This window comes from Thalassospira sp., from assembly GCF_040218635.1.
Classification (GTDB): domain Bacteria; phylum Pseudomonadota; class Alphaproteobacteria; order Rhodospirillales; family Thalassospiraceae; genus Thalassospira.
In genome coordinates this window covers 399,929-421,180 of record NZ_JAVJRB010000005.1, presented here as the reverse complement: position 1 = coordinate 421,180, position 21,252 = coordinate 399,929, and the positions used below count along the sequence as shown (strand labels likewise).

Annotated in this window: 22 protein-coding genes and 1 tRNA gene; 13 read left to right on the top strand and 10 right to left on the bottom strand. The window is 52.6% G+C overall.

The annotated features are described in order from the left end of the window. Positions 1-27 precede the first annotated feature (27 nt). From RIC05_RS05510 to rph, 6 genes are all read right to left on the bottom strand, one after another. The gene (locus tag RIC05_RS05510; RefSeq protein WP_350041136.1) at positions 28-642 is read right to left on the bottom strand and encodes a ribonuclease D; all 615 of its coding nucleotides are present in this window, start codon (positions 640-642) and stop codon (positions 28-30) included. Positions 643-731: 89 nt separating this feature from the next. Further along, complete coding sequence (locus RIC05_RS05505; RefSeq protein ID WP_350045013.1) at positions 732-1,553, bottom strand: hypothetical protein; 822 nt, start codon at positions 1,551-1,553, stop codon at positions 732-734. Positions 1,554-1,734: 181 nt separating this feature from the next. Next, a tRNA-Leu gene (locus RIC05_RS05500) sits at positions 1,735-1,821 on the bottom strand. Between the two features lie 166 nt (positions 1,822-1,987). Continuing rightward, complete coding sequence (gene hemW / locus RIC05_RS05495; protein ID WP_502989542.1) at positions 1,988-3,169, bottom strand: radical SAM family heme chaperone HemW; 1,182 nt, start codon at positions 3,167-3,169, stop codon at positions 1,988-1,990. 140 nt (positions 3,170-3,309) lie between these two features. Next, the gene (gene rdgB / locus RIC05_RS05490) at positions 3,310-3,906 is read right to left on the bottom strand and encodes an RdgB/HAM1 family non-canonical purine NTP pyrophosphatase (protein ID WP_350041127.1); all 597 of its coding nucleotides are present in this window, start codon (positions 3,904-3,906) and stop codon (positions 3,310-3,312) included. 182 nt (positions 3,907-4,088) lie between these two features. Beyond that, a complete protein-coding gene (gene rph / locus RIC05_RS05485; protein WP_350045015.1) occupies positions 4,089-4,805 on the bottom strand; it encodes a ribonuclease PH in 717 nt (238 codons plus the stop codon). 289 nt (positions 4,806-5,094) lie between these two features. Between rph and hrcA the strand changes: the two genes are divergently transcribed. From hrcA to RIC05_RS05470, 3 genes are all read left to right on the top strand, one after another. Continuing rightward, positions 5,095-6,153 carry a heat-inducible transcriptional repressor HrcA gene (gene hrcA, locus RIC05_RS05480; protein WP_350041125.1) on the top strand — a complete coding sequence of 353 codons (1,059 nt, stop codon included), beginning with the start codon at positions 5,095-5,097 and terminating at the stop codon, positions 6,151-6,153. A 50-nt stretch (positions 6,154-6,203) separates the two neighbouring features. After that, positions 6,204-6,845 (top strand): nucleotide exchange factor GrpE, encoded by a 642-nt coding sequence (gene grpE / locus RIC05_RS05475; protein WP_350045016.1) that lies wholly within the window; start codon positions 6,204-6,206, stop codon positions 6,843-6,845. A gap of 260 nt (positions 6,846-7,105) precedes the next feature. Further along, complete coding sequence (locus RIC05_RS05470; RefSeq protein WP_350045017.1) at positions 7,106-7,858, top strand: NAD-dependent deacylase; 753 nt, start codon at positions 7,106-7,108, stop codon at positions 7,856-7,858. On the opposite strand, the gene RIC05_RS05465 is transcribed toward RIC05_RS05470, so the two are convergent. Then, on the bottom strand, positions 7,848-8,528 hold the full coding sequence (locus RIC05_RS05465) for an ArsR/SmtB family transcription factor (RefSeq protein WP_350045018.1): 681 nt from the start codon (positions 8,526-8,528) through the stop codon (positions 7,848-7,850). The two genes, RIC05_RS05470 and RIC05_RS05465, sit on opposite strands and share 11 nt — an antisense overlap. 83 nt (positions 8,529-8,611) lie before the next feature. Between RIC05_RS05465 and RIC05_RS05460 the strand changes: the two genes are divergently transcribed. From RIC05_RS05460 to RIC05_RS05450, 3 genes are read left to right on the top strand one after another with little or no spacing between them, the layout of a single operon-like run. Continuing rightward, on the top strand, positions 8,612-9,562 hold the full coding sequence (locus RIC05_RS05460; RefSeq protein ID WP_350045019.1) for a DMT family transporter: 951 nt from the start codon (positions 8,612-8,614) through the stop codon (positions 9,560-9,562). Beyond that, positions 9,559-9,888, top strand: a complete 330-nt coding sequence (locus RIC05_RS05455; protein WP_350045020.1) for an NIPSNAP family protein — start codon at positions 9,559-9,561, stop codon at positions 9,886-9,888. Before RIC05_RS05460 ends, RIC05_RS05455 begins: the two co-directional genes overlap by 4 nt. Beyond that, positions 9,885-10,244, top strand: a complete 360-nt coding sequence (locus RIC05_RS05450) for an antibiotic biosynthesis monooxygenase family protein (RefSeq protein WP_350045021.1) — start codon at positions 9,885-9,887, stop codon at positions 10,242-10,244. Before RIC05_RS05455 ends, RIC05_RS05450 begins: the two co-directional genes overlap by 4 nt. A 19-nt stretch (positions 10,245-10,263) precedes the next feature. On the opposite strand, the gene RIC05_RS05445 is transcribed toward RIC05_RS05450, so the two are convergent. Beyond that, complete coding sequence (locus RIC05_RS05445) at positions 10,264-11,205, bottom strand: DMT family transporter (RefSeq protein WP_350045022.1); 942 nt, start codon at positions 11,203-11,205, stop codon at positions 10,264-10,266. Positions 11,206-11,449: 244 nt separating this feature from the next. On the opposite strand from RIC05_RS05445, the gene RIC05_RS05440 reads away from it, so the two are divergent. The 7 genes from RIC05_RS05440 (at position 11,450) to RIC05_RS05410 (ending at position 17,875) form a co-directional block, all read left to right on the top strand. Then, complete coding sequence (locus RIC05_RS05440; RefSeq protein WP_350045023.1) at positions 11,450-12,388, top strand: LysR family transcriptional regulator; 939 nt, start codon at positions 11,450-11,452, stop codon at positions 12,386-12,388. Positions 12,389-12,475: 87 nt separating this feature from the next. After that, entirely contained in the window at positions 12,476-13,369 is an 894-nt protein-coding gene (locus tag RIC05_RS05435) for a glycosyltransferase family 2 protein (protein WP_350045024.1), read from the top strand. 166 nt (positions 13,370-13,535) lie between these two features. Further along, positions 13,536-14,060 (top strand): inorganic diphosphatase, encoded by a 525-nt coding sequence (gene ppa / locus RIC05_RS05430; protein WP_350045025.1) that lies wholly within the window; start codon positions 13,536-13,538, stop codon positions 14,058-14,060. A 298-nt stretch (positions 14,061-14,358) separates the two neighbouring features. Then, on the top strand, positions 14,359-14,901 hold the full coding sequence (locus tag RIC05_RS05425) for a L,D-transpeptidase family protein (RefSeq protein ID WP_350045026.1): 543 nt from the start codon (positions 14,359-14,361) through the stop codon (positions 14,899-14,901). A 69-nt stretch (positions 14,902-14,970) separates the two neighbouring features. After that, complete coding sequence (locus tag RIC05_RS05420; protein ID WP_350041113.1) at positions 14,971-15,945, top strand: DUF2333 family protein; 975 nt, start codon at positions 14,971-14,973, stop codon at positions 15,943-15,945. Between the two features lie 164 nt (positions 15,946-16,109). After that, complete coding sequence (locus RIC05_RS05415) at positions 16,110-16,679, top strand: NifU family protein (RefSeq protein ID WP_350041112.1); 570 nt, start codon at positions 16,110-16,112, stop codon at positions 16,677-16,679. A 197-nt stretch (positions 16,680-16,876) separates the two neighbouring features. Then, positions 16,877-17,875: a glucosaminidase domain-containing protein gene (locus RIC05_RS05410; RefSeq protein ID WP_350045027.1), complete on the top strand. Its 999-nt coding sequence runs from the start codon at positions 16,877-16,879 to the stop codon at positions 17,873-17,875. An 89-nt stretch (positions 17,876-17,964) separates the two neighbouring features. Here RIC05_RS05410 and RIC05_RS05405 read toward each other — a convergent pair whose 3' ends face one another. Both RIC05_RS05405 and RIC05_RS05400 read right to left on the bottom strand, forming a co-directional pair. Then, complete coding sequence (locus RIC05_RS05405; protein WP_350041110.1) at positions 17,965-18,426, bottom strand: hypothetical protein; 462 nt, start codon at positions 18,424-18,426, stop codon at positions 17,965-17,967. A 242-nt stretch (positions 18,427-18,668) separates the two neighbouring features. Beyond that, positions 18,669-20,936 (bottom strand): NADP-dependent malic enzyme, encoded by a 2,268-nt coding sequence (locus RIC05_RS05400; protein ID WP_350045028.1) that lies wholly within the window; start codon positions 20,934-20,936, stop codon positions 18,669-18,671. Between the last annotated feature and the right edge of the window lie 316 nt (positions 20,937-21,252).

Genomic DNA, 21,252 nt, shown 5'->3' with positions numbered 1-21,252 from the left:
TCAATCTTCACAGGCGGTTAACCGGCCTTAGGAATGGGCAAAGATATCGGTTTCTTCCCAACCGGCCAGATCAAGGGCCGCACGCGTCGGCAGAAAGTCAAAACAGGCCTGCGCCATCTCGGTCCGCCCTTCGCGTGCCAGACGACGATCAAGCTCTTCGCGGGCCTTATGCAGATACAAAACATCAGACGCGGCATAGTCGATCTGTTCCTGGGAAAGCTCGGGCGCACCCCAGTCAGAACTTTGCTGCTGCTTGGAAATCTCGACACCGACGGTCTCGCGCAGAACGTCTTTCAGACCATGGCGGTCGGTATAGGTGCGGATCAGCTTGGAAGCGATTTTGGTGCAATAAACCGGCGCACAGCGCACACCAAGATATTTGTCCATCACAGCGATATCAAACCGGCCAAAATGAAACAGCTTCAGAACACTGTCATCGGCGAGAAGTTTTTTCAAATTCGGCGCGCTGTAATCTTCTCCATCGAACTTGACCAGATGGGCATTGCCATCGCCGCTTGAAAGCTGCACGACACATAGACGGTCGCGGTGCGGGTTCAGGCCCATGGTCTCGCTGTCGATTGCCACAACCTTACCAAGGTCAAGATCGTCCGGCAGATCTCCGAGATGGAGGAAATTGGTCATCGCGGTTCTCCAAATGTCAAAATTTGCCTGTTCTTAACACAGCAAACCGCGTGTGGCATCGCAAAAGTCAGCTCACCTGAAGAGTTAGATCAGGAGCCGTGCCCCTCATTGCTTCCTATGAGCTGGTCCCTCAAATCGGACAGAATAGGATAATTGCCCCAATCGATTGCATGAACTGACGGGTGTGTGGAGTTGTAACCCACAATAAGTTTTGATGCTTCAGAATATTCTTCTTTTGAGATTAGATTTTCTACACCTGCGACCAATGAATCTCTTTTAATTTCGTTGCACTTGTCCCACGCATTAAACTCTTTCGGAGCGTTCCACTTATTTGACACTATCCTAGTGTAAAAAGATGAAAACTTTTCACCCTCAACATCAGGAAAGAAATTTCTGTAATACTCATTAAAAACAGGATTTATTTTATAGAATACATATGTACAGCTAAATGTTATAGAATCTTTTTCTTTCTCTTTAAATTTTGATTTTATATTTAAGGATTCATTTACATTAACCACATTACCAGTTGTCGAGTATTCCACCTCGGAAGTTGAAATACCTACACCTTTTTCCTTAGAGAAAGCGATTGAAGCTGAAGTATAAACATTAGCATATAACGGGACACTACCGGTATTTTTCAGTATTGCTTTTAACTCTGTGACTTCATTTCCGTTATCATCAGGATATTGCTTTATCTGATCATCAAACTTGAACTCATACTTTGGCGTAAAGGCGTGAAACTCTTCTATTTTTTTTTGCCGTTGCTCAGCTTTATCCAACCAAAACGCCCCGCCAAAAACTGCTGCGACCCCAACATAAGCCAAAACATCTTGAGGACCAGAAATAGTCAGCGCCCTCTTGAAAAAGAGTAAAATTGATCGGAACGAACACCGCAGCCAACTTAAAAGCATCACATCGCCCCCTGCTAATAAATTTCGTCAAATTTATTAGCGATGCGTAATTAATGCAACTTAAAGATTTATTTTACAACATGTGCAACTTTTCGCTTTGCATGCATCGTTTGATCATTCTCAATGACATTAGTCAGCCCAAAACGACAATACCCCAGCACATCAAAGATGTGCTGGGGTATGGTGCCCAGGAGAAGACTCGAACTTCCACGACCTTGCGGCCACTGGCACCTGAAGCCAGCGCGTCTACCAATTCCGCCACCTGGGCATAGGGGCATCTGGTTTGTTCGGCGGAACCCGCCGGAACGGGGCGGAATATACGCGGTCAGCTTGAAGTGTCAACCACCTTTTTGATGGTTTGGTGAAACTTCAGCACACCAGACGGGAATGATCCGAAAACATACGGGTTTTCTTGGGTTTTGGCCGTTTTGTGATCACGCCGAATGGTCGAATAAATAGGCCAACACACCGTTCAAACGGTTCCGTCCCTGTTGGGTCGCGCGCAAGCCTGCAGAATCACAGACCAGATCACCCGATACAATCAAGGTTTCCAACCGTTCCGAATCCAGCACATCACGCGGGGCTTTGCCGATAATCCGATCAAACCGCGATACCGGAATGGCTTCATTCAGGCGCAAGCCCATCATCACCATTTCAAGCAGGCGTTCACGCGATTCAAGAACGGTTTCTTCCTGTGTGCCGTGACCGTTCTTTTCCACGCGATCAAGCCAGATATCAGGGGCGCGATGACGGCGCACCGCCATCGGGACCGTGCTGCCATCAGGTTGAATGACGGCTTCGCGGCCATGTGCCCCCGGCCCGATCCCCAGATAATCACCATAGCGCCAATAGACCAGATTATGGCGGCTTTCCTGCCCCGGTCTGGCGTGGTTGGACACCTCGTAACAGCCATATCCGGCCGCACTGGTTTCTTCCTGGGTGATTTCATAAAGTTCGGTCGCAAGGTCTTCATCGGGCACGACAAGATCACCGCGCTGATGCAGGGTATAGAACTGCGTTCCCGGCTCGATCGTCAGCTGATAAAGCGAAATATGACCATTGGCGATATCAAGTCCTTCGCGAAGTTCCTTACGCCATGCTTTGGGATCATGGTCCGGGCGGGCATAGATCAGATCAAAGGAAAACCGGTCAAACACCGTGGTTGCAACATCCAGGGCCCGCAAGGCTTCCTTGGCGCTATGCACACGCCCCAGGAACTTTAAGTCACGGTCGTTAAGCGCCTGAATACCAATGGAAACGCGGTTGATGCCATTTGCGGCAAAGGCCGAAAAACGATCAATCTCGACCGTGCCGGGGTTGGCTTCGAGCGTGATTTCAATATCATCGGTCACGTTCCAGAACGTCTTGATATCGGCAATCAACGCACCCGCCGTTTCCGGATCCATCAAAGACGGCGTCCCACCGCCAAAGAAAATCGATCCTACCGTGCGCCCCGGATGACGCTGCGCACCCGCAGCCAGTTCTGCGCGCAGCGCCTTGCGCCAGCGGACATGATCAACGCTGTTGGACACATGACTGTTGAAATCGCAATAGGGGCATTTCGACAGACAGAACGGCCAATGGATGTAAATGCCAAACGGCACGGTTTCGGCCATGGCGGCGGACACAATAGGTGCGGACACGCGAAACTCTTTTCAAATACGGGAAGCAGGGCGAATAAACTAACACGCACCGCCGATGATGACATCAGCGATGCGTGCATGGGTTCGATGCAATGTGTTTGCCCGAAAGATGCCTATTCGAAGCAGGCTTTCACCAATTGGCGGAAAGCATCGGCACGGTGGCTCATTTCATGTTTTTTGGCCGGGTTCATTTCGCCAAAGGTTTCGTCATAGCCTTTGGGCTGGAAAATCGGGTCATAGCCAAATCCGTGACGGCCCCGTTTCGGCCAGACGATTTCGCCTTCAACCTTGCCTTCGAAATTTTCGACATGGCCATCAGGCCACGCCAAAGACAGCGCACAGATAAAGGATGCCCGACGATCGGGATGGGATCCGATGCCATTCTGGACCTTTTCCATCGCCATTTCGAAATCCTTGTCCGGCCCGGCCCAGCGCGCGGAATAAATTCCCGGTGCACCATCAAGGGCAGATACCGCAAGGCCACTGTCATCTGAAAGTGCCGGAAGGTTCGCCCCGTTGGCCGCCGCCGTTGATTTTAGCTGCGCATTGCCGATGAAGGTTTTTTCGGTTTCTTCGGGTTCAGGAAGGTCAAGATCCCCTGCCGAAAAGACTTCGATCCCGAAAGGTGCGAGAAGTTCGCCAATTTCCTTGATCTTGCCTTGGTTGTGGCTGGCGATAACGAGTTTTTTTTCCGTAAAGCGACGGGCCATGTGTCTGCCTGAAAGCGATTTTAATTAAAGGATTAGATCAGAATAAGGTTCTTGAGATTCGTTTCATGCTGAGCCGAAAATGGTTGGTCGCGAGAACCGATGCTCACGTACTTAAAGTACGTGAGCATCGGAAGCGCAGCTACCCGACATTTGCAGGCCAGCATGGAACGAAGATCTGAGCCTTAAAGGCCAAGTGCCTCGCGTTGTTTGGCAAACAGCTCTTTGCAGCCTTTTTCAGCCAGCGCGAACATTTTGTCATAGGCTTCGCGATCAAACGGAACGTCTTCGGCAGTCGCCTGTACTTCAACAATCCCGCCATTTCCGGCCAGAACGAAGTTGGCATCGGCACCGGCATTACTGTCTTCGGCGTAATCAAGATCAAGTACGGCTTCGCCGTTATAAATGCCGCACGAAATGGCTGCGACCGGCTGGGTGAACGGGATTTCCTTGATCAGGCCGAGGCGACGGACACCCTGAAACGCCAGATGGGCTGCTACATACGCACCGGTGATTGAGGCTGTGCGCGTGCCGCCATCGGCCTGAATAACATCGCAGTCCAGACGCATCTGCATTTCGCCCATTGCCTTCATATCGGCAACGGCGCGAATCGAACGACCAATAAGGCGCTGAATTTCCTGAGTCCGGCCAGACTGACCGCCACGGGCGGCTTCACGGTTCATGCGCGAATCGGTGGCACGCGGCAGCATGCCGTATTCTGCGGTGATCCAGCCTTTGCCGGAATTGCGCATCCAACCCGGAACCTTGTCTTCGACCGTTGCGGTACACATAACGTGCGTGTCCCCGAATTTGATCATGCAGGAACCTTCGGCATATTTGGAAACACCGGTTTCAATCGAAACGTTGCGAAGCTGATCAGGGGTACGGCCGGATGGGCGCATGGGTGGGAACCTCTTGGTTGGCTGTATGGTATTCATGCAAAAGACAAGAAGACAAACTGTCTGGAAATTTGGCCCAAAGTAAGATGACACCCGCCAAAGGTCCAGCAGTTTCCCGGTCTGAATTCAGACGATTCGTGTGATTGAAACCCTGTTTTCAAACCAAAGCCTTGAAACAGGTGACGGTTCAATTGGTTGTGCAATGCCGGTGCGATTGACGCAGTGCCATTGCCTGACTAAATTCTCACGGCAACTTCAATCATGATTTGCTTAAACTGGTTGGCACGTACACATGGCGCACTTTGACGATACATTGCTTGGCGACATGAATGCACGGTCACGTGAAGTGTTCCGTCAGATTGTCGATGCCTATGTCGAAACCGGCGAGCCCATCGGGTCCCGGTCAATTGCGCGGCGCATGTCTGAAAGCCTGTCGGCAGCGACCATTCGCAATGTCATGTCCGACCTTGAAGAAATGGGGCTTTTGGTTGCCCCACATATTTCGGCCGGTCGGTTTCCCAGTGAAAAAGGCCTGCGGTTGTTTGTTAATGCATTGATGGAGGTCGGTGATCTTCCCAATGCCGAACGCGACCAACTGACCAAGAATTGCGAACAGGCGGGCTATTCACTGGATCAGATGCTGGGCGAAGCAACGACCATGCTGTCGGGCCTGTCGCGCTGTGCCGGATTGGTGGTTGCGCCAAAGACCGATGGCATTCGACTAAAACAGATCGAATTCGTTGCCCTTTCGCCGGGCAAGGTGCTTGCGGTTCTGGTGTCGCAAAACGGCAGCGTTGAAAACCGAATCCTTGATGTTCCGGTTGATTTGCCCGCCTCGGCATTGACAGAAGCTGCGAATTATCTAAATACCCGGTTGGCAGGAAAGACACTTGATGATGCAAGATTGCTGATCACCCAAGAACGTGATCGGCTCAAGCAGGAGCTTGATGATCTTTCTGCCAATCTGATTGAAGCGGGCCTAGCGACGTGGGCTGGCGGGGTCAAAGGATCGTCCCTGATTGTAAAGGGTCAATCCCAGCTGTTGGAAAATATCGATACAATTGAACAGCTTGAGACCGTTCGCCGCCTGTTTAATATTCTCGAAGCCCGGGATCAGATGATTGAATTACTTGATGTAACGACGGACGCCCAAGGCGTTCAGATTTTCATCGGGTCGGAAAATAAGCTGTTCGGGGGATCGGGTCTGTCGATGGTGATTTCGCCCTATCAGAATGCAGAAGGCAGCATTGTGGGCGCAATCGGGGTTGTCGGACCGACCCGGATCAATTATGCCCGGATCATTCCGCTGGTCGATTACACCGCCAAACTGGTCGGTCGACTGATTGGATAAATCGCGGCGCTGCGTGTCAGGCCGCATAACGTGAAAGTAACAGGTTAGCCATGTCGGAAACCGCAAAGAATTCTCCGGAAGATCTGCAGGATGTAAACGCAGAGCAAGCCGCCGCCGAAGATATCGCAGCAGAGGCGCTTGAAGCTGAGAGCGAAGACATCGTGATCGAAGATCCGGTCACCGCCCTTCAAGCCGAAGTTGCCGAACTTAAAGACCGTTTGTTGCGTCAGGCCGCCGAGGTGGAAAACACCCGCCGCCGCGCCAAAAAAGACGTCGAAGATGCCGGCAATTATGCGATTACCAAATTTGCCCGTGAACTGCTTGATGTTGGCGACAACCTGCGCCGCGCCCTTGATGCTGCTGGCGACACCTCTGCTGCCGACCCGGTGATGAAAACGCTGGTTGAAGGCGTTGAAATGACCGAACAGACGCTTCTGCGCGCACTTGAAAAGAACGGCGTTGAAAAGCTTGAACCGCTTGGTGAAAAGCTTGACCCGAACAAACATCAGGCCGTGTTTGAAATGCCGAACCCGGAATACCCGGACGGTCATGTCGCACAGGTCATGCAGGCCGGTTACATGCTCAAAGGCCGCCTTCTGCGCCCGGCAATGGTCGGTGTGACCAAAAATCCGGCGGGCGAGGCACCTGCCAAGGACGATACCCCCGGCGGGAATGTCGATACCTCGGCCTAAGACATATCAGAACGCATAAACCGGTTTTAGCGGATCGGGTTTATCAAACACCCCTGCCAGATATATTTGGCGGGGGTGTTTTGTTTTGCCTGTGGCGAAGTTTGTGTCTCGATGGATTCCCGCCTTTACGCGAATGACGTACACTCTCAAGACATTTACCCTAAAGACGGCCCGATAATCGTCATGCCCGCGCTGGTGCGCATCCATGAAACAGCCGGAATGCCTAAACCCCAATTTCCAACCTGACAGGATCCCTTCCCATGCCACTTCGCCCCGATCTGATTGACATTCTGCGTGATGAAGCTGCCCCAATTGTCATTCTGACCGGTGCCGGTATTTCCAAGGAAAGCGGCCTGCATACATTTCGCGATCCGGATGGCATCTGGGCGAAATACGACATTTCCGAAGTCGCCACCCCGGATGCCTTCATTGCCAATCCCGATCTGGTGCATCATTTTTACAATGATCGACGGGCCGGGTTGCTTGACCCCGCCATCCAACCCAATGAAGCCCATCTTGCCTTGGCAAAGCTCGAAGCAGAATGGCCGGGCGATATCTTACTGATCACCCAAAACATTGATGATCTGCATGGTCGGGCCGGATCCAAAAACCTGATCCATATGCATGGCGAATTGCAAAAAATCCGCTGCATGCATTGTGATCTTTTGACCGGTTGGCGCGATGATCTGACCAAGGAAACCCCCTGCCCGTCCTGTGGCAAATCTGGTGGGCTGCGTCCGCATGTGGTGTGGTTTGGTGAAATGCCGCTTGAGATGGAACGCATTTATGCCGCCTTGGGCAGTTGCGGCCTTTTCATATCAATTGGCACATCGGGCAATGTCTATCCAGCGGCAGGATTTGTTCAGATTGCCCATGAAGAAGGCGCTGCTGAAACGGTTGAGCTCAATCTTGAACCCAGTTCAGGTGCAACCTTGTTTGATCATAGCGCCTATGGTGCGGCCACGGATCTGGTGCCGAAATTTGTGGCCGCCCTTTTGAAGGCTAGCGACTGATCAGGTCGCGAAACTGACGTTCGCCTTCGGTGCTAAACCGAACTGTACGCGACTCCGCCACCCGCTTGGCCCAGCCCAGATCATAAAATCGGTGCAGCAACGCTGCGCCAAACGATCCCGCCAGATGTGATTGTCGGGCACTCCAATCAAGACATTCCCGACAGAGCGGTCGGCGTTTGCTGCGCAGCGCATCAAGATCAATGCCAAACGTGGCGGCGAATTCTATGCCATCTTTGGTCAAGCTCACGCCGTTGATGTCGGTTTCAATCAAACCGCGCCGGGTAAGTCCGTCAAACAATGCCACCCCCATGTCGCCGGCCAAATGATCGTAACAGACCCGCGCATGGCGAAGCTCCGGGTCCTTTGGCCCGGTGCGTACCCGGTTATGCCCAACCCGGTTGGCTATTCCCATCAGGACTTCAAGTGCTTCGACAATATCCGGGCCCGACAGCGTGAAGTACCGATGCCGCCCCTGCTTGCGCTGGGTAAGGATCAATCCTGCTTCTAGCTTTGCCAGATGCGAGCTTGCGGTTTGCGGCGTCACCCCGGCTTCTTGCGCCAGTTCAGCAGCCGTCAAGGCGCGACCGCTCATCAATGCGGTCAGCATATTCGCGCGCGCCGGATCGCCAAGCAATGCGGCCACGCGGGCAATATCGGGTCCTTCTTTCATAGTTCGATGTTAGTCGAAGCATTAAGAGCAAACAATCGGCTATTCCGGTTCTTGCAAAGTCAACTGACACCCAAGAGCCACACATGTTTCAGACCAAACCCAATCTAGCACTTGAACTTACCCTGCTGGCTGTACTGGCCACGCTTTGGGGCGGGTCCTATGTGCTGATTAAAATTGCCGTTGCCGAGATACCACCGCTGACGCTGATTGGATTTCGCGTCGGGATTGCCGCCCTGTTTCTATGTGGATTGATTATTTGGCAGGCTGGAAGATTTCCCCGAGACGGGAATACCTGGCGGAAATTATTCATCCAGTCCGTTTTCAACAGCCTTGGCGCATGGACCGTACTTGCCTGGGGTCAACAGTTCGTCGATAGCGGCCTTGCCAGCGTATTGAATTCAACCTCCCCGGTTTTTGTCTATCTTTTCACCCTTGTTGTTGTCGGACGCAGAAATGCCGGACCTTACAAGCTTTTGGGTGCCCTGCTTGGCATTACGGGTGTTGTCCTGATTGTCGGGCCGGAGGTTTTGGCCGGACTTGGCGATCAGGTTGCCGGACAGTTAGCCATTCTCGCGGGGGCCGTCCTGTATGCGGGTGCTGCATTATACGGACGCCAGTTATCGCATTTATCCCCCGGCGTTTCAGCCGCCGGGACAATGATCTGGGCCAGTATTTTTCTGATCCCGACCAGCATCATCATTGACCGGCCATGGAACCTTTCACCCTCAATCGACGCTGTTTTGGCCGCTGTAACACTTGGCGTTTTCTGTACCGCACTTGCCCTTCTGATCTATTTCCGGCTGTTGCGGACTCTGGGTTCCATGGGCGTCGCCAGCCAAAGCTATCTGCGTGCGGGCATTGGCGTATTACTAGGTGTGGGGCTTCTTGGAGAACCCCTGACACTTTCGACACTTACGGGAATTTTCTGCGCCATCCTTGGTGTCATTGCGATCAATCTCGCGCCGGTATTTTCAAGTTCATTTCACCCACCCGCAATCGAACCATCCGTCCCGAAGAAGGAGAAATCATCATGATCACCTGTTTTATCCGCTATGAAATCGACCCGTACAAAAAAGACGCCTTCATTGAGTATGCACGAAACTGGGGGCAGGCCATCCCGCGATGTGGTGCGGACCTTGTCGGATATTTCGCCCCGCATGAAGGATCGCTGACAACTGCTTATGGTATCTATCATTTGCCCGATCTGGCATCCTATGAAGCCTATCGCGCACGCCTGAAAGATGATCCGCTGGGACGGGAGAATTATGCATTTTCCCAGCGCGAGAAATTCGTCCTGCGCGAAGACCGCCAGTTTTTGAAAATTGCTTCATCCCCACATTCGGAGCTGATCAAGCCATGATTGCCGTGATTTTCGAAGTCACCCCACACCCCGATCATTATGACGAATATCTCGCCACCGCGGCCGACCTGCGCCCGATTCTTGAGGGGATGGATGGTTTTATTTCAATCGAACGGTTCGAGTCCCTGACAACAGAGGGAAAAGTTCTGTCCCTGTCATTCTGGCGCGATGAAGAGGCCGTCAAAGCATGGCGGAATGTGCCGGAACATCGGGTGGCACAGAACGAAGGCCGCAATCGTATCTTTGCCGATTATCGCTTACGTGTTGCGGGTGTCATTCGCGATTACGGCATGGAACCCCGCGATCAGGCACCGGCGGATTCGCTATCCCACCATGCTCAAAACACCAAGGATTGATGAGCTGACAACGTGATGTTCAGGCCTTGGCAGGTTTCGGGGATGGTTCTTCGTCCCCGATTACTGCGGCTTCTTCGCTGTCGATGGATTTGGCACCGCCTTTGAAATCCAACAGCATGACTGCCAGAACCACGATCCCTGCCCCGATAAAAATAAACGGCATTGGCAGCATGTCGAAAAAGATCAGATCCATCGCGACCGAAAAGGGAAGTGCGGTATAGGCGGCAGGCGACACAACACTGGCATCGGCCACGCGAACAGCGCGCAAAACCATGTAATTGGTCATCATGGCAAAAAAGCCCGCACCGGCGGAATACACCCAATCGGCAAGCGACGCCGGTTGCCACATGATCACGGCAATCGGCACCCAAATCACAATCGCAACGATCTGCGGCCAGAACAGCATGGAAAAGTTGGTTTCAGTCCGGGTCATAACCTTGGCGAACAGGGTTTGGGCAGAAAAGCAAAACGCCCCGATCAAGGCCGCCGCCACACCAAGGGGCAACCCAAACCCATCCATCTGCGGGCCACACATGACCCACACCCCAACCAGCCCCAGCAAGGTGGCAATCATTTTGCGGGCGGTGAGCTTCTCGCCCAGAATGACCACTGCCAGCAGCACGGTCAGCAATGCTTCGATGAACAAATAGGCATTGACCTCGGCGATGCTCATTTGGCGCAGCGCAAAGAACACAAAGAACAGCGACCCATACCACAGCAACCCACGTGCAGCATGGGCCATGGGGCGACGGGTTCGGATGGGCCGTGTGCCGATAAACATCAAGATGACCAGAAACACCGCAACTGTCGTGACCGCCCGCATCGCCAAAATCTGTGCCGTTGGCACATCACGTGACACCAGCTTGGCACAAACATCGACAAAGACGCCTGATGCCATCGCAGCGGTCATCCACAAAACGCCGCGGAGATTGCCGCTTAGGCGCATCAGCGTCCCGGTCATGGTCGTTCCCAATGTTTTGAAAGCTATTAGGGTTTCCGGCAATCGGCAGTGACTGCTGCGTGGTGGCGCAAGGAGGCATCGAAAATCGCGGCCGGAAACCCTGTATGGCAATGATATTGCCTGCTTGTTTCGCAAAAAACGAATGAAGAGTTTTCAGCCATTGATGAGATTTTTTTGCCCCACTTTCACATCAGGCCTGATAGACAGTAGAACCCTTGCGAAACTGTCCGTATGGAAAAGTTCAATGCGCCGAAAATTGCCCCCGTTACGCGCGCTTGTCGCCTTTGAAGCCACCGCCCGCCATCAAAGTGTCAAAGGTGCCGCCGAAGAACTGCATGTCACCCAAAGTGCCATCAGCCATCAACTGCGCCAGTTGGAAGAAAATCTTGGCGTGGTTCTGTTCACCCGTAAGGGCCGCGGCCTGAGCCCCACAAAGTCGGCCGAGCTTTTGCTGCCCCGCCTGACCGAGGCACTTGATGGCATTGCCGATATCACCGGTGAAGTTGGCCCGGATAAGGGCAAGGCCATTCGTATTGGTGCGCTGGCAACCCCTGCGCTGACCGTATTGCTTTATGAGCTTGATAACCTGCGCGACCGCTTGCCGGCCGATATCCCGGTGCAATTTCGCAAGATCGAATTTGATGACGGGCTTGATCCGCTTGAAATCGATCTGGCTTTGCAAATCGCGCCCAAGGATTTACCCGGCCCAGAAAACTGGGTAACCGAACTTCTGACACCAGAAGTCTATACCGCCTTTGCCGCCCCGGAATGGTTGGAAAAGCGTGGCTTCGATGCCGGCAATATTGACGTTGCCCATCTTGGTCCGCGCGACATTTTGCTGATCGACAGTGACAGCGAACAATTTTCCCAGATCGAACAATGGTTCAAGAATGCCAGTTTCTCCTTGGCGGATTGCTGGACCTTCAGCCATCATATCTGGGCCCTTGAAGCAGCCCGTGCTGGTCAGGGTATTGTTGCCAGTACAGATGTGGTTGCACGCAATTATGTTGAGCGCGGCGAACTGGTTGCACTCAATTTCCCGGATTTCATTTCGAATTGGTGGTATCGCCTTTTGATCCGCCCGGCCCGCCAAAAAGATCCGGTTGTGATTGAAGCCGCCAATTGGATCCGCGAGTTGATCAATCCGAAAACAGCATCACTCGCCCGTAAAAAGATCATGTAACCTGATTGTCCATTGCCCTGAATCGTTGAAAATAGTAGGGTTCCCCGACAAAATTTACGGCGAATCTGCCGAAAAAGAATGGGGTTTATGGGGAAGATGACATCCTTGGTATCGGTCGTAGTCACGACCTATAACTGGCCTGAAGCACTCTCCCTGGTGCTAAATTCTCTTGCAGATCAACAGGATCGCAATTTCGAAATCATCATTGCGGATGATGGATCAGGTGGCGCAACCACCCGTGTGATAGAGAGTTTTGCCGCCACATCCCCGGTTCCCGTCAAACATTACTGGCACGAAGATAACGGATTTAAGGTTGCCAAGGCCCGCAATGGTGCCATCGCCATGGCAGAAGGCGAGCTTGTTATCTTCATTGATGGTGATTGCTGTGTGATGCCTGACTTCATCACCCGCCACCGCAAGGCAGCAGAAGCCGGTTGTCTGGTTTCGGGCAAACGCGTTTTCATTAAACAACGCCTGACCAAAACGCTGCTTGCGCGCAAGTGGGCATTTCATAAATGGCCACGTGCGATGTTGTTCCTGATTGCCTTGTTCGGTTTTACTAACCGTCCGTTTCAGTTCATTCGCCTTCCCCATAACGGCCCGTGGCTGTGGGAGCATGAAAAATGCTGGCGCAAGGCACAAACTTGTAACCTTGGGGTTTTCAAAGCAGATATTGACAAGATTCACGGCTTTGACGAAGCATATCAAGGGCATGGCTGGGAAGATTCAGATTTTGTCCTGCGCCTGTTGCGATCCGGCCTGAAACGCAAGAATGTCGAATATTGCTCGCCCGTTCTGCATCTTTTCCATGATCGAAAAATTGCCCAGCGTCACGAAGGCGGTGATGGTGCAAGTAACTGGCACCGGTTTAATGAGCACCTTCTCAATGACCCAAAACGCTATCTGCCATCGGCCATTAACGACCAAAATGGTTCGGCCAAAAAGGCCCCCTCATCGCAAGCTGAAAAAGAGATTGCCTGACTTTCGACCAAGGATGCATGCGCACCCCCTTGGAAGCTGCGACATTTCACGATAAAAGGGCGGCATCATTCTCTTTGGGATGCGATTTACGCCGTTCCGAAGCCGAAAACAGCCGCCCCGTTTTGTTCGGGGCATGCCTTTATAAAAGCGAAAGGGATTTTCCCAGATGGATCTCAACAAGATTCCTGTCGGCAAAGATGTTCCGTGGGACGTAAATGTCGTCATCGAAATTCCGCAGGGCGGACCGGTAAAGTACGAAGTAGACAAAGACTCCGGTGCTGTCTTTGTTGACCGATTCTTGCATACCTCGATGTATTATCCGGTGAATTACGGCTTCATCCCCAACACGCTTGGCGAAGACGGTGACCCGGTTGATGCCATGGTCATGTTCCGCGAACCGGTTGTTGCCGGTTCGGTCATCCGCGCCCGTCCCATCGGTGTGTTGATGATGGAAGACGAAGCTGGTCAGGACGAAAAACTGATCTGCGTTCCCCATGACAAAATCGACCCGTACTATACCGACATCAAATCCCATGAAGATCTGCCGCAAATCCTGCGCGATCAGATCCAGCACTTCTTCGAGCGCTACAAAGACCTCGAAAAAGGCAAATGGGTTAAAGTGACCGGTTGGGAAGGCGCTGAAAAAGCAGCCAGCCTGATCGAAGAAGGTGTGACCCGCCTGGGCAAGTAATTGGCTTAAAGCCGTTTACGATAATATCAAACACCGCTCTAGCTTTTTGGCAGAGCGGTGTTTTTTTGACTTTTCCCCAAAATGACCGACAATAAGGTCGCTCAGGTGCTCGACATCAATATTTGGCCGGCTGGAAAACCAAACAGCCAGAATCGCCGTATCAAACATTTGTGACATGACTGGCGATTTTCGCAATCCGCCACAAATTTACCTTTGTTGTTTCACACCTTCGTCACGCAAGACTTTCGAAAATACTGTGAAAGCGGCCCACACTTAATGTCACAACGGAGCGAATTGAATGCATAGCGACGCAATCGCACATTCGATGCCCCAACCATTCGAGGTTACGGTCTCGGCGGATGGCATTTTGCGCGTGGGCGACAATGATTTCCGCTGTGCATTCGGGATCAACGGGATCACCGATGCCCAAACCAAGACCGAAGGCGATGGTAAAACACCCGCCGGGCGCTGGCAGTTGCGCTATGTCATGTACCGCGCAGACCGTCGGGCGTGTCCACGGACCAAACTACCGGTGACCACCATTTCGTTTTCCGATGGCTGGTGCGATGATCCCAAGCACCCGGCTTATAACTGCCCGGTGCGGCTACCTTTTAAGGGCAGCCACGAAAAACTTTACCGTGATGACCATCTCTATAACATCGTCGTTGTTCTGGGTCACAATGATGCCCCGCCGGTCCCCGGAAAGGGCTCTGCAATCTTCATGCATATCGCCAAACCTGACTATAGCGGTACCGAAGGCTGTGTTGCATTGGCCGAAAAAGACCTTGAGACCCTTTTGGGTCTGGTACAGTACGAAACATTCATAACCATCACTCAGTGAAATCATGCACTTGCCGTTTGGGCACTGACACCCTAGGTTCAATTGCCAGATTAATTCACAGGACAGGTCATGATTGAAGACGATTATCTGTATAAAAAAGGTGGTATCGCGGGTTTTGGATCGCGTCTGAAGGCTGTTTTCGGATCGGGCAAATTCTGGTTGCGCAGCCTTGCTGTCATCGTCCTGATTGCTGTGATCTATTATCCAGCTGGCATGGCGCTGGTCCATCGCATTGACGACAATCCCGATTTCGTTGGCAAGTACCATGGCGGCAGCCACGCTGTCAGCACTGCTGCTGGCCTTATTGACCGTGAAGTCAACCAGAACCGTTGGACCGCAAACGATCCGTTTTTCCTGCCGGGCTCTGCACTTGATAACATGCCGAATTTCCAGACCGGCATCGTCTATGCCCTGTCGCGCTTTTCCATTGAGCTTTCCGATCAGATCGGTCGAACCCGTGGTTCAAGTCAGGTGGATCCAGACCTTGATGATGCGGCTGGCCTGTTGAAATTCCGCGGTGACAAATGGGTGTTTGACCCAAGCGTATCGCTTTTGCCCGGTGTCACGTCCGAACAGCAATACCGTCAGGCCATCAGATCGCTGGAAAATTATAACAAGCGCCTGATTGACGGAAACGCGGTTTTTGAACGCCGTGCAGATAACCTGCAAGAAACCCTGAACCGGTTTGCCAATGACCTTGGATCGGCATCCGCCCTGCTTGACGATAAGGTCGATGCCCCGTCGATCTTTGACCGCACTGCCGATGACGTGTTTTATGCCACCAAGGGGCGCCTTTATGCCTACAGCCTGATCCTGCGTGATCTGGGGACCGACTTCGAACAAATCATTAATGAACGACAAATTGCCCCTGCCTGGGCAGAAATGGTCGGATCCCTTCAGTCTGCAGCTGCGCTTGATCCACTTGTCGTCGTTAATGGATCGGCGGATGGCATTATTTTCCCCAACCATTTGGCAGGACTTGGTTTCTATCTTTTGCGTGCCCGCACCCAGATGCGTGAGATCAGCAGTATCCTGCAGCGTTAAGGGTCATTTTGATCACACTTGCACCGCTGGCGAATACCTGACTTGCGCGCTGCGACTTGATCTTTTCTACTTTTTGCCCCATTTAGGGCCTAACCAAATGAAATGCAGATTGCTGAGCGGGCGCACATTCGCCCCGGCAATCAGAGTGAGAGGACACGCCGACCATGTTCATTCAAACCGAACCGACCCCGAATCCGGCCACACTCAAATTCCTGCCGGGTGAAGAAGTGATGGGCCGCCTTGGCACCGCCAACTTCGTTAAGGGTGACGAAGCCGTCAAATCACCGCTTGCCCGCAAACTGTTTGAAGTTGATGGCATTGCCGGTGTCTTCCTCGGCGGTGATTTCATCACCATTACCAAGGACGACTCCAAAGACTGGCAAACCCTGAAACCGCAGATTCTTGGCGGGATCATGGAACATTACACCTCGGGCCAGGCGGTTCTTGATCAGAATTCCGATGCCGCAACCGGTGCCAGCACCGCTGCCGAAGGCGATAACGAACTGGTCACCCAGATCAAGGAACTTCTTGATACCCGCGTCCGTCCGGCCGTTGCGCAGGATGGTGGCGATATCGTCTTCCACAAATTCGAAGATGGTGTGGTTTTCCTTGAAATGCACGGCGCATGTTCCGGCTGTCCAAGCAGCACCGCGACCCTGAAAATGGGTATCGAAAACATGCTGCGCTATTATGTGCCTGAAGTGCAATCCGTCGAACCCGTCATGGCCGACTGATCTTTCGAGTCGTTGAAAATTTGTAAGCCCGGCGCAAACTTTTCAGTGCGCCGGGCGTTCTTATTTTGCGCCGAACGAGAAGGGTTGCCCGGCGTTTTCAACTTTTAGGGATTTTGTCCGTTGCGATCCATGGCTGCGACGGGCATAGATAACCTCCACTTGGGATGGACAGTGTTACTGATCCTGGAGAGAAAACAATGAGTAGTGCAAAAACAGGAAATTACCGGAAATTTGTGCTTGCTTCGATCTTCGGAGCAATCAGTTTACTGTATATCGGTATATTTTCCGGAATTGATGTTTCGCCTACACCGGTTGGCTTCGGTAACGAGCCAATCGTTACGGACGTTACAGACGGTGACAGTCCTGTTGTTAAAAAGAAAAAACCGGTTTTCCGGCGCGGACCAGAAGTCGTCGCCCTGAACCAGTATTTCAAAAGCATCGGTTACAGCCTGAGCGACGTCACCGAAGTTCCGCGCGTTTATATCAAGCGCGTTCCCAAAGGCCTTGACGAGCTGGCATCCGTAGACGAGCGCAAAACGCTGTTCCTACGAATCATGCTGCCGCTGGCCATGCGGGTGAATGAAGAAATTGGTGCGCGCCGTGATCGCCTGATGGCGATTCAGGCCAAAGGTATTTCCGGTATCCCGGTCAGCGCAAGCGATCAGAAATGGGTTGACCAACTCATGAAGCGTTATCGTGTGACCGATGGTGGCGTTACGGCCCTGCTTGAACGCATCGACCTTATTCCAACCTCGCTGATCCTTGCCCAATCTGCTGAAGAAAGCGGCTGGGGAACATCACGCTTTGTCCGCACGGGAAATGCGCTGTTTGGTCAATGGGCCTGGGGGGATGACGAAGGCATCGTTCCAAAAGACCGCGAAGATGGCAAAACCCACGTGATCAAGGCATTTGGCAGCCTGATGGACAGCGTGCGTGCCTATGCACGTAACATCAATTCCCATCCGGCGTATCAAAGCTTGCGTGAACGTCGCGCGACACTTCGTGCAAACGGTGATCTGATCAGCGGTTGGGATCTGGCTGAAACCCTGACCAAATATTCAGAGCGCGGCGAAGAATATGTCGATAGCCTGCATGCGATCATGCGCGTTAACGGCCTGAACGAGTTTGATGGGCTTGATTTCGCGGCTGGCGATGTGCCACCCCCGCCAAAGGTTCTGGCATCGCTGGAAGACTGATCTAGCGCGCTTAAACCACATACACAGAAAGGGATCCATCTGGATCCCTTTTTTCATGGCCGTCTCACACTGGATAAAGACAGATCGCTCTATTGAGCGCCCTTGCGATAAATCCAGCCGTTTTCGGATTTCAGCAACCGAATTTCGTTTTCAACGATGCGACGGTCACCGGCTTTGAAGTCGCCTTCCTTCATCGCCAACATTTTGGTTTTCACCAGATCAATTGCATCGCTGACGGTATCGCCAACATCATCCATCGAACCGGCTGCCTTGCCCCGTTCGGTCACGTCATCGGCGAAATCCGATACAGTCCGATCAAAAACAAGTTCATAGCTGACCATAACGATGACCTCGTCATCATTCTCGGAAATGCTGTTGGTCTTACTCACATTTTCAACATGCCCGACCTTGGCATAAGGATCATCACGAAACCGTTCGATGACCGCCGTGGTAATTTCATCCGGGCTTGGCCCGCTGGCCTGTTCGTCTTCGCAAGCCGCAAGAAACGGGAAAAACATAAAAACAGCGAGAAATCGGGTCATCTGGCCCATAAGATATTTCCTAATCTCTTGGTAAAATGGCGGACATGCCAGCCTTATGATCAAATCATGTGGCAAAAATCAGGTCAAATGCAACCACACTTCACCAAATGACCATCCAAACCCCGGTCAATGCCTTTTGTTCAGAAATAAATGTCATGGAGTTTGCTTAAAAGCGATCCGCGATAGCCATACAAAAATGGCGGAGACTGCCTAAACATCCCCGCCATTTTCAACGTTTCAAAAAGCAGGCCTTAGCCGTGCTCAGCCTCATGCGCAGCAAGGGCTGCGAGGTTCACAAGATCGTTCACCGTCGCCCCCATCTGTGCGATCTGGGCCGGTTTTTCCAGACCAATCATCACCGGACCAACCACCGTACCACCACCAAGCTTATCAAGAAGCTTGGACGCTGTGGTTGCCGCATGCAGGGCCGGCATGACCAGAACATTGGCCGGGCCAGACAGACGACAGAACGGATAAAGCTTCAGAAGTTCGGTATCGAGGGCGACGTCAACAGCCATGTCACCATCAAACTCGAAATCAACGTCCCTACGCTCCAGGATACCAACAGCCTCGCGGATACGGTCGGTATCTTCGCTGTAAGGATTGCCAAAGGTCGAATGTGACACAAGTGCCACGCGCGGCTCATGACCAAGCTGACGGGCTTTTTCTGCGGCCTGAATGGCAATCTCGGCAAGCTGTTCCGCATTTGGAAGGTTATGCACCCGGGTATCGGCAATAAACACCGTCCGCCCCTTGGCAATCGCAATCGACAGCCCCATCGGGATCTCGCCCGCCTTGGCATCAATCACGCTGGCAATATCGGTAAAGCTGCGGTTGAAGTTTCGGGTCAGGCCCGTGATCATGCCGTCCGCATGCCCCTTTGCCACCATGACGGAGGCAAAAACGTTACGCTTCTGGTTCACCATGCGCTGACAATCGCGCCACAGATAGCCTTTACGCTGCAGACGTTCATACATGAATTCAGCATATTCCGTATTGTTCTTGGACAATGCCGCATTGCTGATTTCGACACCTTCAAGGCTTTCAATACCAAGATTTTTGGCACTTTCATGAATGCGATCTTCACGGCCAATCAGGATCGGCGTGCCATAGCCCGAATTGCGATAGGCAACAGCAGCGCGAATAACGGTTTCTTCTTCGCCCTCGGCAAAGGCAATCCGTTTCGGATGCGCACGCACATAATCAGAAATCAGCTGCAGATGCGCCGCGGTTGGGTCAAGTCGACCGCGCAGCTGGTTTTCATATTCCGCCATATCAATGATCGGACGACGGGCAACACCGCTGTCCATTGCTGCCTGTGCAACTGCCTTGGGAATGGCAATGATCAAACGCGGATCAAACGGGGCCGGAATGATATATTCCGGGCCATATTGCAAACGACGCCCGGAATAGGCTGCCGCCACTTCATCTGGCACATCTTCACGCGCCAGCGACGCCACCGCATGGGCAGCGGCAATTTTCATTTCTTCGTTGATCGTTGATGCCTGAACATCAAGTGCCCCGCGGAAGATGTACGGGAAGCCCAGCACGTTATTGATCTGGTTCGGATAATCCGAACGCCCGGTTGCACAGATCGCGTCATCGCGAATCGATGCAACTTCTTCCGGGCTGATTTCCGGATCCGGGTTGGCCATGGCAAAAATGATCGGCCGTTTGGCCATGCTTTTGACCATTTTGGTCGTCACCGCCCCCTTGGCCGACAGGCCAAAGAACGCATCCGCCCCATCCATCGCATCTTCAAGTGTGCGGGCATCCGTGTCAGCTGCGTGGGCTGATTTCCACTGGTTCATGCCGTCTTCGCGGCCCTTATAGATCACGCCGCGCGTGTCACACATAATAACGTTGTCGTGCGACACACCCATGCTTTTGACCAGCTCGCAGCAGGCGATCGCCGCCGCACCAGCGCCATTGATCACAAGTTTGATGTCTTTAAGCTTACGCCCGGTCAAATCACATGCATTGATCAGGCCCGATGCGGCAATGATCGCGGTTCCGTGCTGATCATCATGAAAAACCGGAATATCCATGATTTCGCGCAGGCGCTGTTCAATGATGAAACATTCCGGGGCCTTGATGTCTTCAAGATTGATGCCGCCAAAGGTCGCACCAAGGAAGCGCACGCAATTGACGAACTCATCGACATCTTCGGTGGAAACTTCAAGGTCAATCCCGTCAACATCGGCAAAGCGTTTGAACAAAACAGCCTTGCCTTCCATCACCGGCTTGGACGCCAGTGCGCCAAGATTGCCCAAACCAAGAACGGCTGTACCGTTGGAAATCACCGCAACGATGTTGCCTTTTGACGTGTAATCATAGGCGGTTGCAGGATTCTTGGCGATTTCAAGACACGGCACCGCAACGCCCGGCGAATAGGCCAGCGAAAGGTCGCGCTGAGTGGTCAGCGGCTTGGATGGCGTGATTTCGATTTTGCCCGGGCGGCCGCTGGAATGAAACAGCAGAGCTTCGCGGTCGCGAACCTTGATTTCTTTATCTGACATGTTGTTTTCACTGACGCTTGCGTGGTGGGTGGAAAGCAGTGGGTGTTCTTTAAGTGTAGTTTGTTAAATTCGACATGATATCGGTGTGGGACCGGCATGTCGGACCGCCCAATAAATCAGGCTTCGTGCTTCGGGTCAAAGGCGACGTTAACGGCAACCGCAAAATTACGTAGCGTTTTCCGTATGTTGCGATGCAGCAACACTCAATCCAGCCCCCTTACTTTTTGACAGGGATTTGCCATGGTGGATGGCTTTATTCGTCAACCCTGACAAATAAATTGGCAAATAGGCGTGATTTTTCAGTGACGTAATTGCC

Excerpts from the sequence above, each read along its gene's own strand:
- RIC05_RS05510 (WP_350041136.1), bottom strand. The coding sequence starts at position 642 with ATGACCAATTTCCTCCATCTCGGAGATCTGCCGGACGATCTTGACCTT.
- RIC05_RS05505 (WP_350045013.1), bottom strand. The coding sequence starts at position 1,553 with ATGCTTTTAAGTTGGCTGCGGTGTTCGTTCCGATCAATTTTACTCTTT.
- hemW (WP_502989542.1), bottom strand. The coding sequence starts at position 3,169 with ATGGCCGAAACCGTGCCGTTTGGCATTTACATCCATTGGCCGTTCTGT.
- rdgB (WP_350041127.1), bottom strand. The coding sequence starts at position 3,906 with ATGGCCCGTCGCTTTACGGAAAAAAAACTCGTTATCGCCAGCCACAAC.
- rph (WP_350045015.1), bottom strand. The coding sequence starts at position 4,805 with ATGCGCCCATCCGGCCGTACCCCTGATCAGCTTCGCAACGTTTCGATT.
- hrcA (WP_350041125.1), top strand. The coding sequence starts at position 5,095 with ATGGCGCACTTTGACGATACATTGCTTGGCGACATGAATGCACGGTCA.
- grpE (WP_350045016.1), top strand. The coding sequence starts at position 6,204 with ATGTCGGAAACCGCAAAGAATTCTCCGGAAGATCTGCAGGATGTAAAC.
- RIC05_RS05470 (WP_350045017.1), top strand. The coding sequence starts at position 7,106 with ATGCCACTTCGCCCCGATCTGATTGACATTCTGCGTGATGAAGCTGCC.
- RIC05_RS05465 (WP_350045018.1), bottom strand. The coding sequence starts at position 8,528 with ATGAAAGAAGGACCCGATATTGCCCGCGTGGCCGCATTGCTTGGCGAT.
- RIC05_RS05460 (WP_350045019.1), top strand. The coding sequence starts at position 8,612 with ATGTTTCAGACCAAACCCAATCTAGCACTTGAACTTACCCTGCTGGCT.
- RIC05_RS05455 (WP_350045020.1), top strand. The coding sequence starts at position 9,559 with ATGATCACCTGTTTTATCCGCTATGAAATCGACCCGTACAAAAAAGAC.
- RIC05_RS05450 (WP_350045021.1), top strand. The coding sequence starts at position 9,885 with ATGATTGCCGTGATTTTCGAAGTCACCCCACACCCCGATCATTATGAC.
- RIC05_RS05445 (WP_350045022.1), bottom strand. The coding sequence starts at position 11,205 with ATGACCGGGACGCTGATGCGCCTAAGCGGCAATCTCCGCGGCGTTTTG.
- RIC05_RS05440 (WP_350045023.1), top strand. The coding sequence starts at position 11,450 with ATGCGCCGAAAATTGCCCCCGTTACGCGCGCTTGTCGCCTTTGAAGCC.
- RIC05_RS05435 (WP_350045024.1), top strand. The coding sequence starts at position 12,476 with ATGGGGAAGATGACATCCTTGGTATCGGTCGTAGTCACGACCTATAAC.
- ppa (WP_350045025.1), top strand. The coding sequence starts at position 13,536 with ATGGATCTCAACAAGATTCCTGTCGGCAAAGATGTTCCGTGGGACGTA.
- RIC05_RS05425 (WP_350045026.1), top strand. The coding sequence starts at position 14,359 with ATGCATAGCGACGCAATCGCACATTCGATGCCCCAACCATTCGAGGTT.
- RIC05_RS05420 (WP_350041113.1), top strand. The coding sequence starts at position 14,971 with ATGATTGAAGACGATTATCTGTATAAAAAAGGTGGTATCGCGGGTTTT.
- RIC05_RS05415 (WP_350041112.1), top strand. The coding sequence starts at position 16,110 with ATGTTCATTCAAACCGAACCGACCCCGAATCCGGCCACACTCAAATTC.
- RIC05_RS05410 (WP_350045027.1), top strand. The coding sequence starts at position 16,877 with ATGAGTAGTGCAAAAACAGGAAATTACCGGAAATTTGTGCTTGCTTCG.
- RIC05_RS05405 (WP_350041110.1), bottom strand. The coding sequence starts at position 18,426 with ATGGGCCAGATGACCCGATTTCTCGCTGTTTTTATGTTTTTCCCGTTT.
- RIC05_RS05400 (WP_350045028.1), bottom strand. The coding sequence starts at position 20,936 with ATGTCAGATAAAGAAATCAAGGTTCGCGACCGCGAAGCTCTGCTGTTT.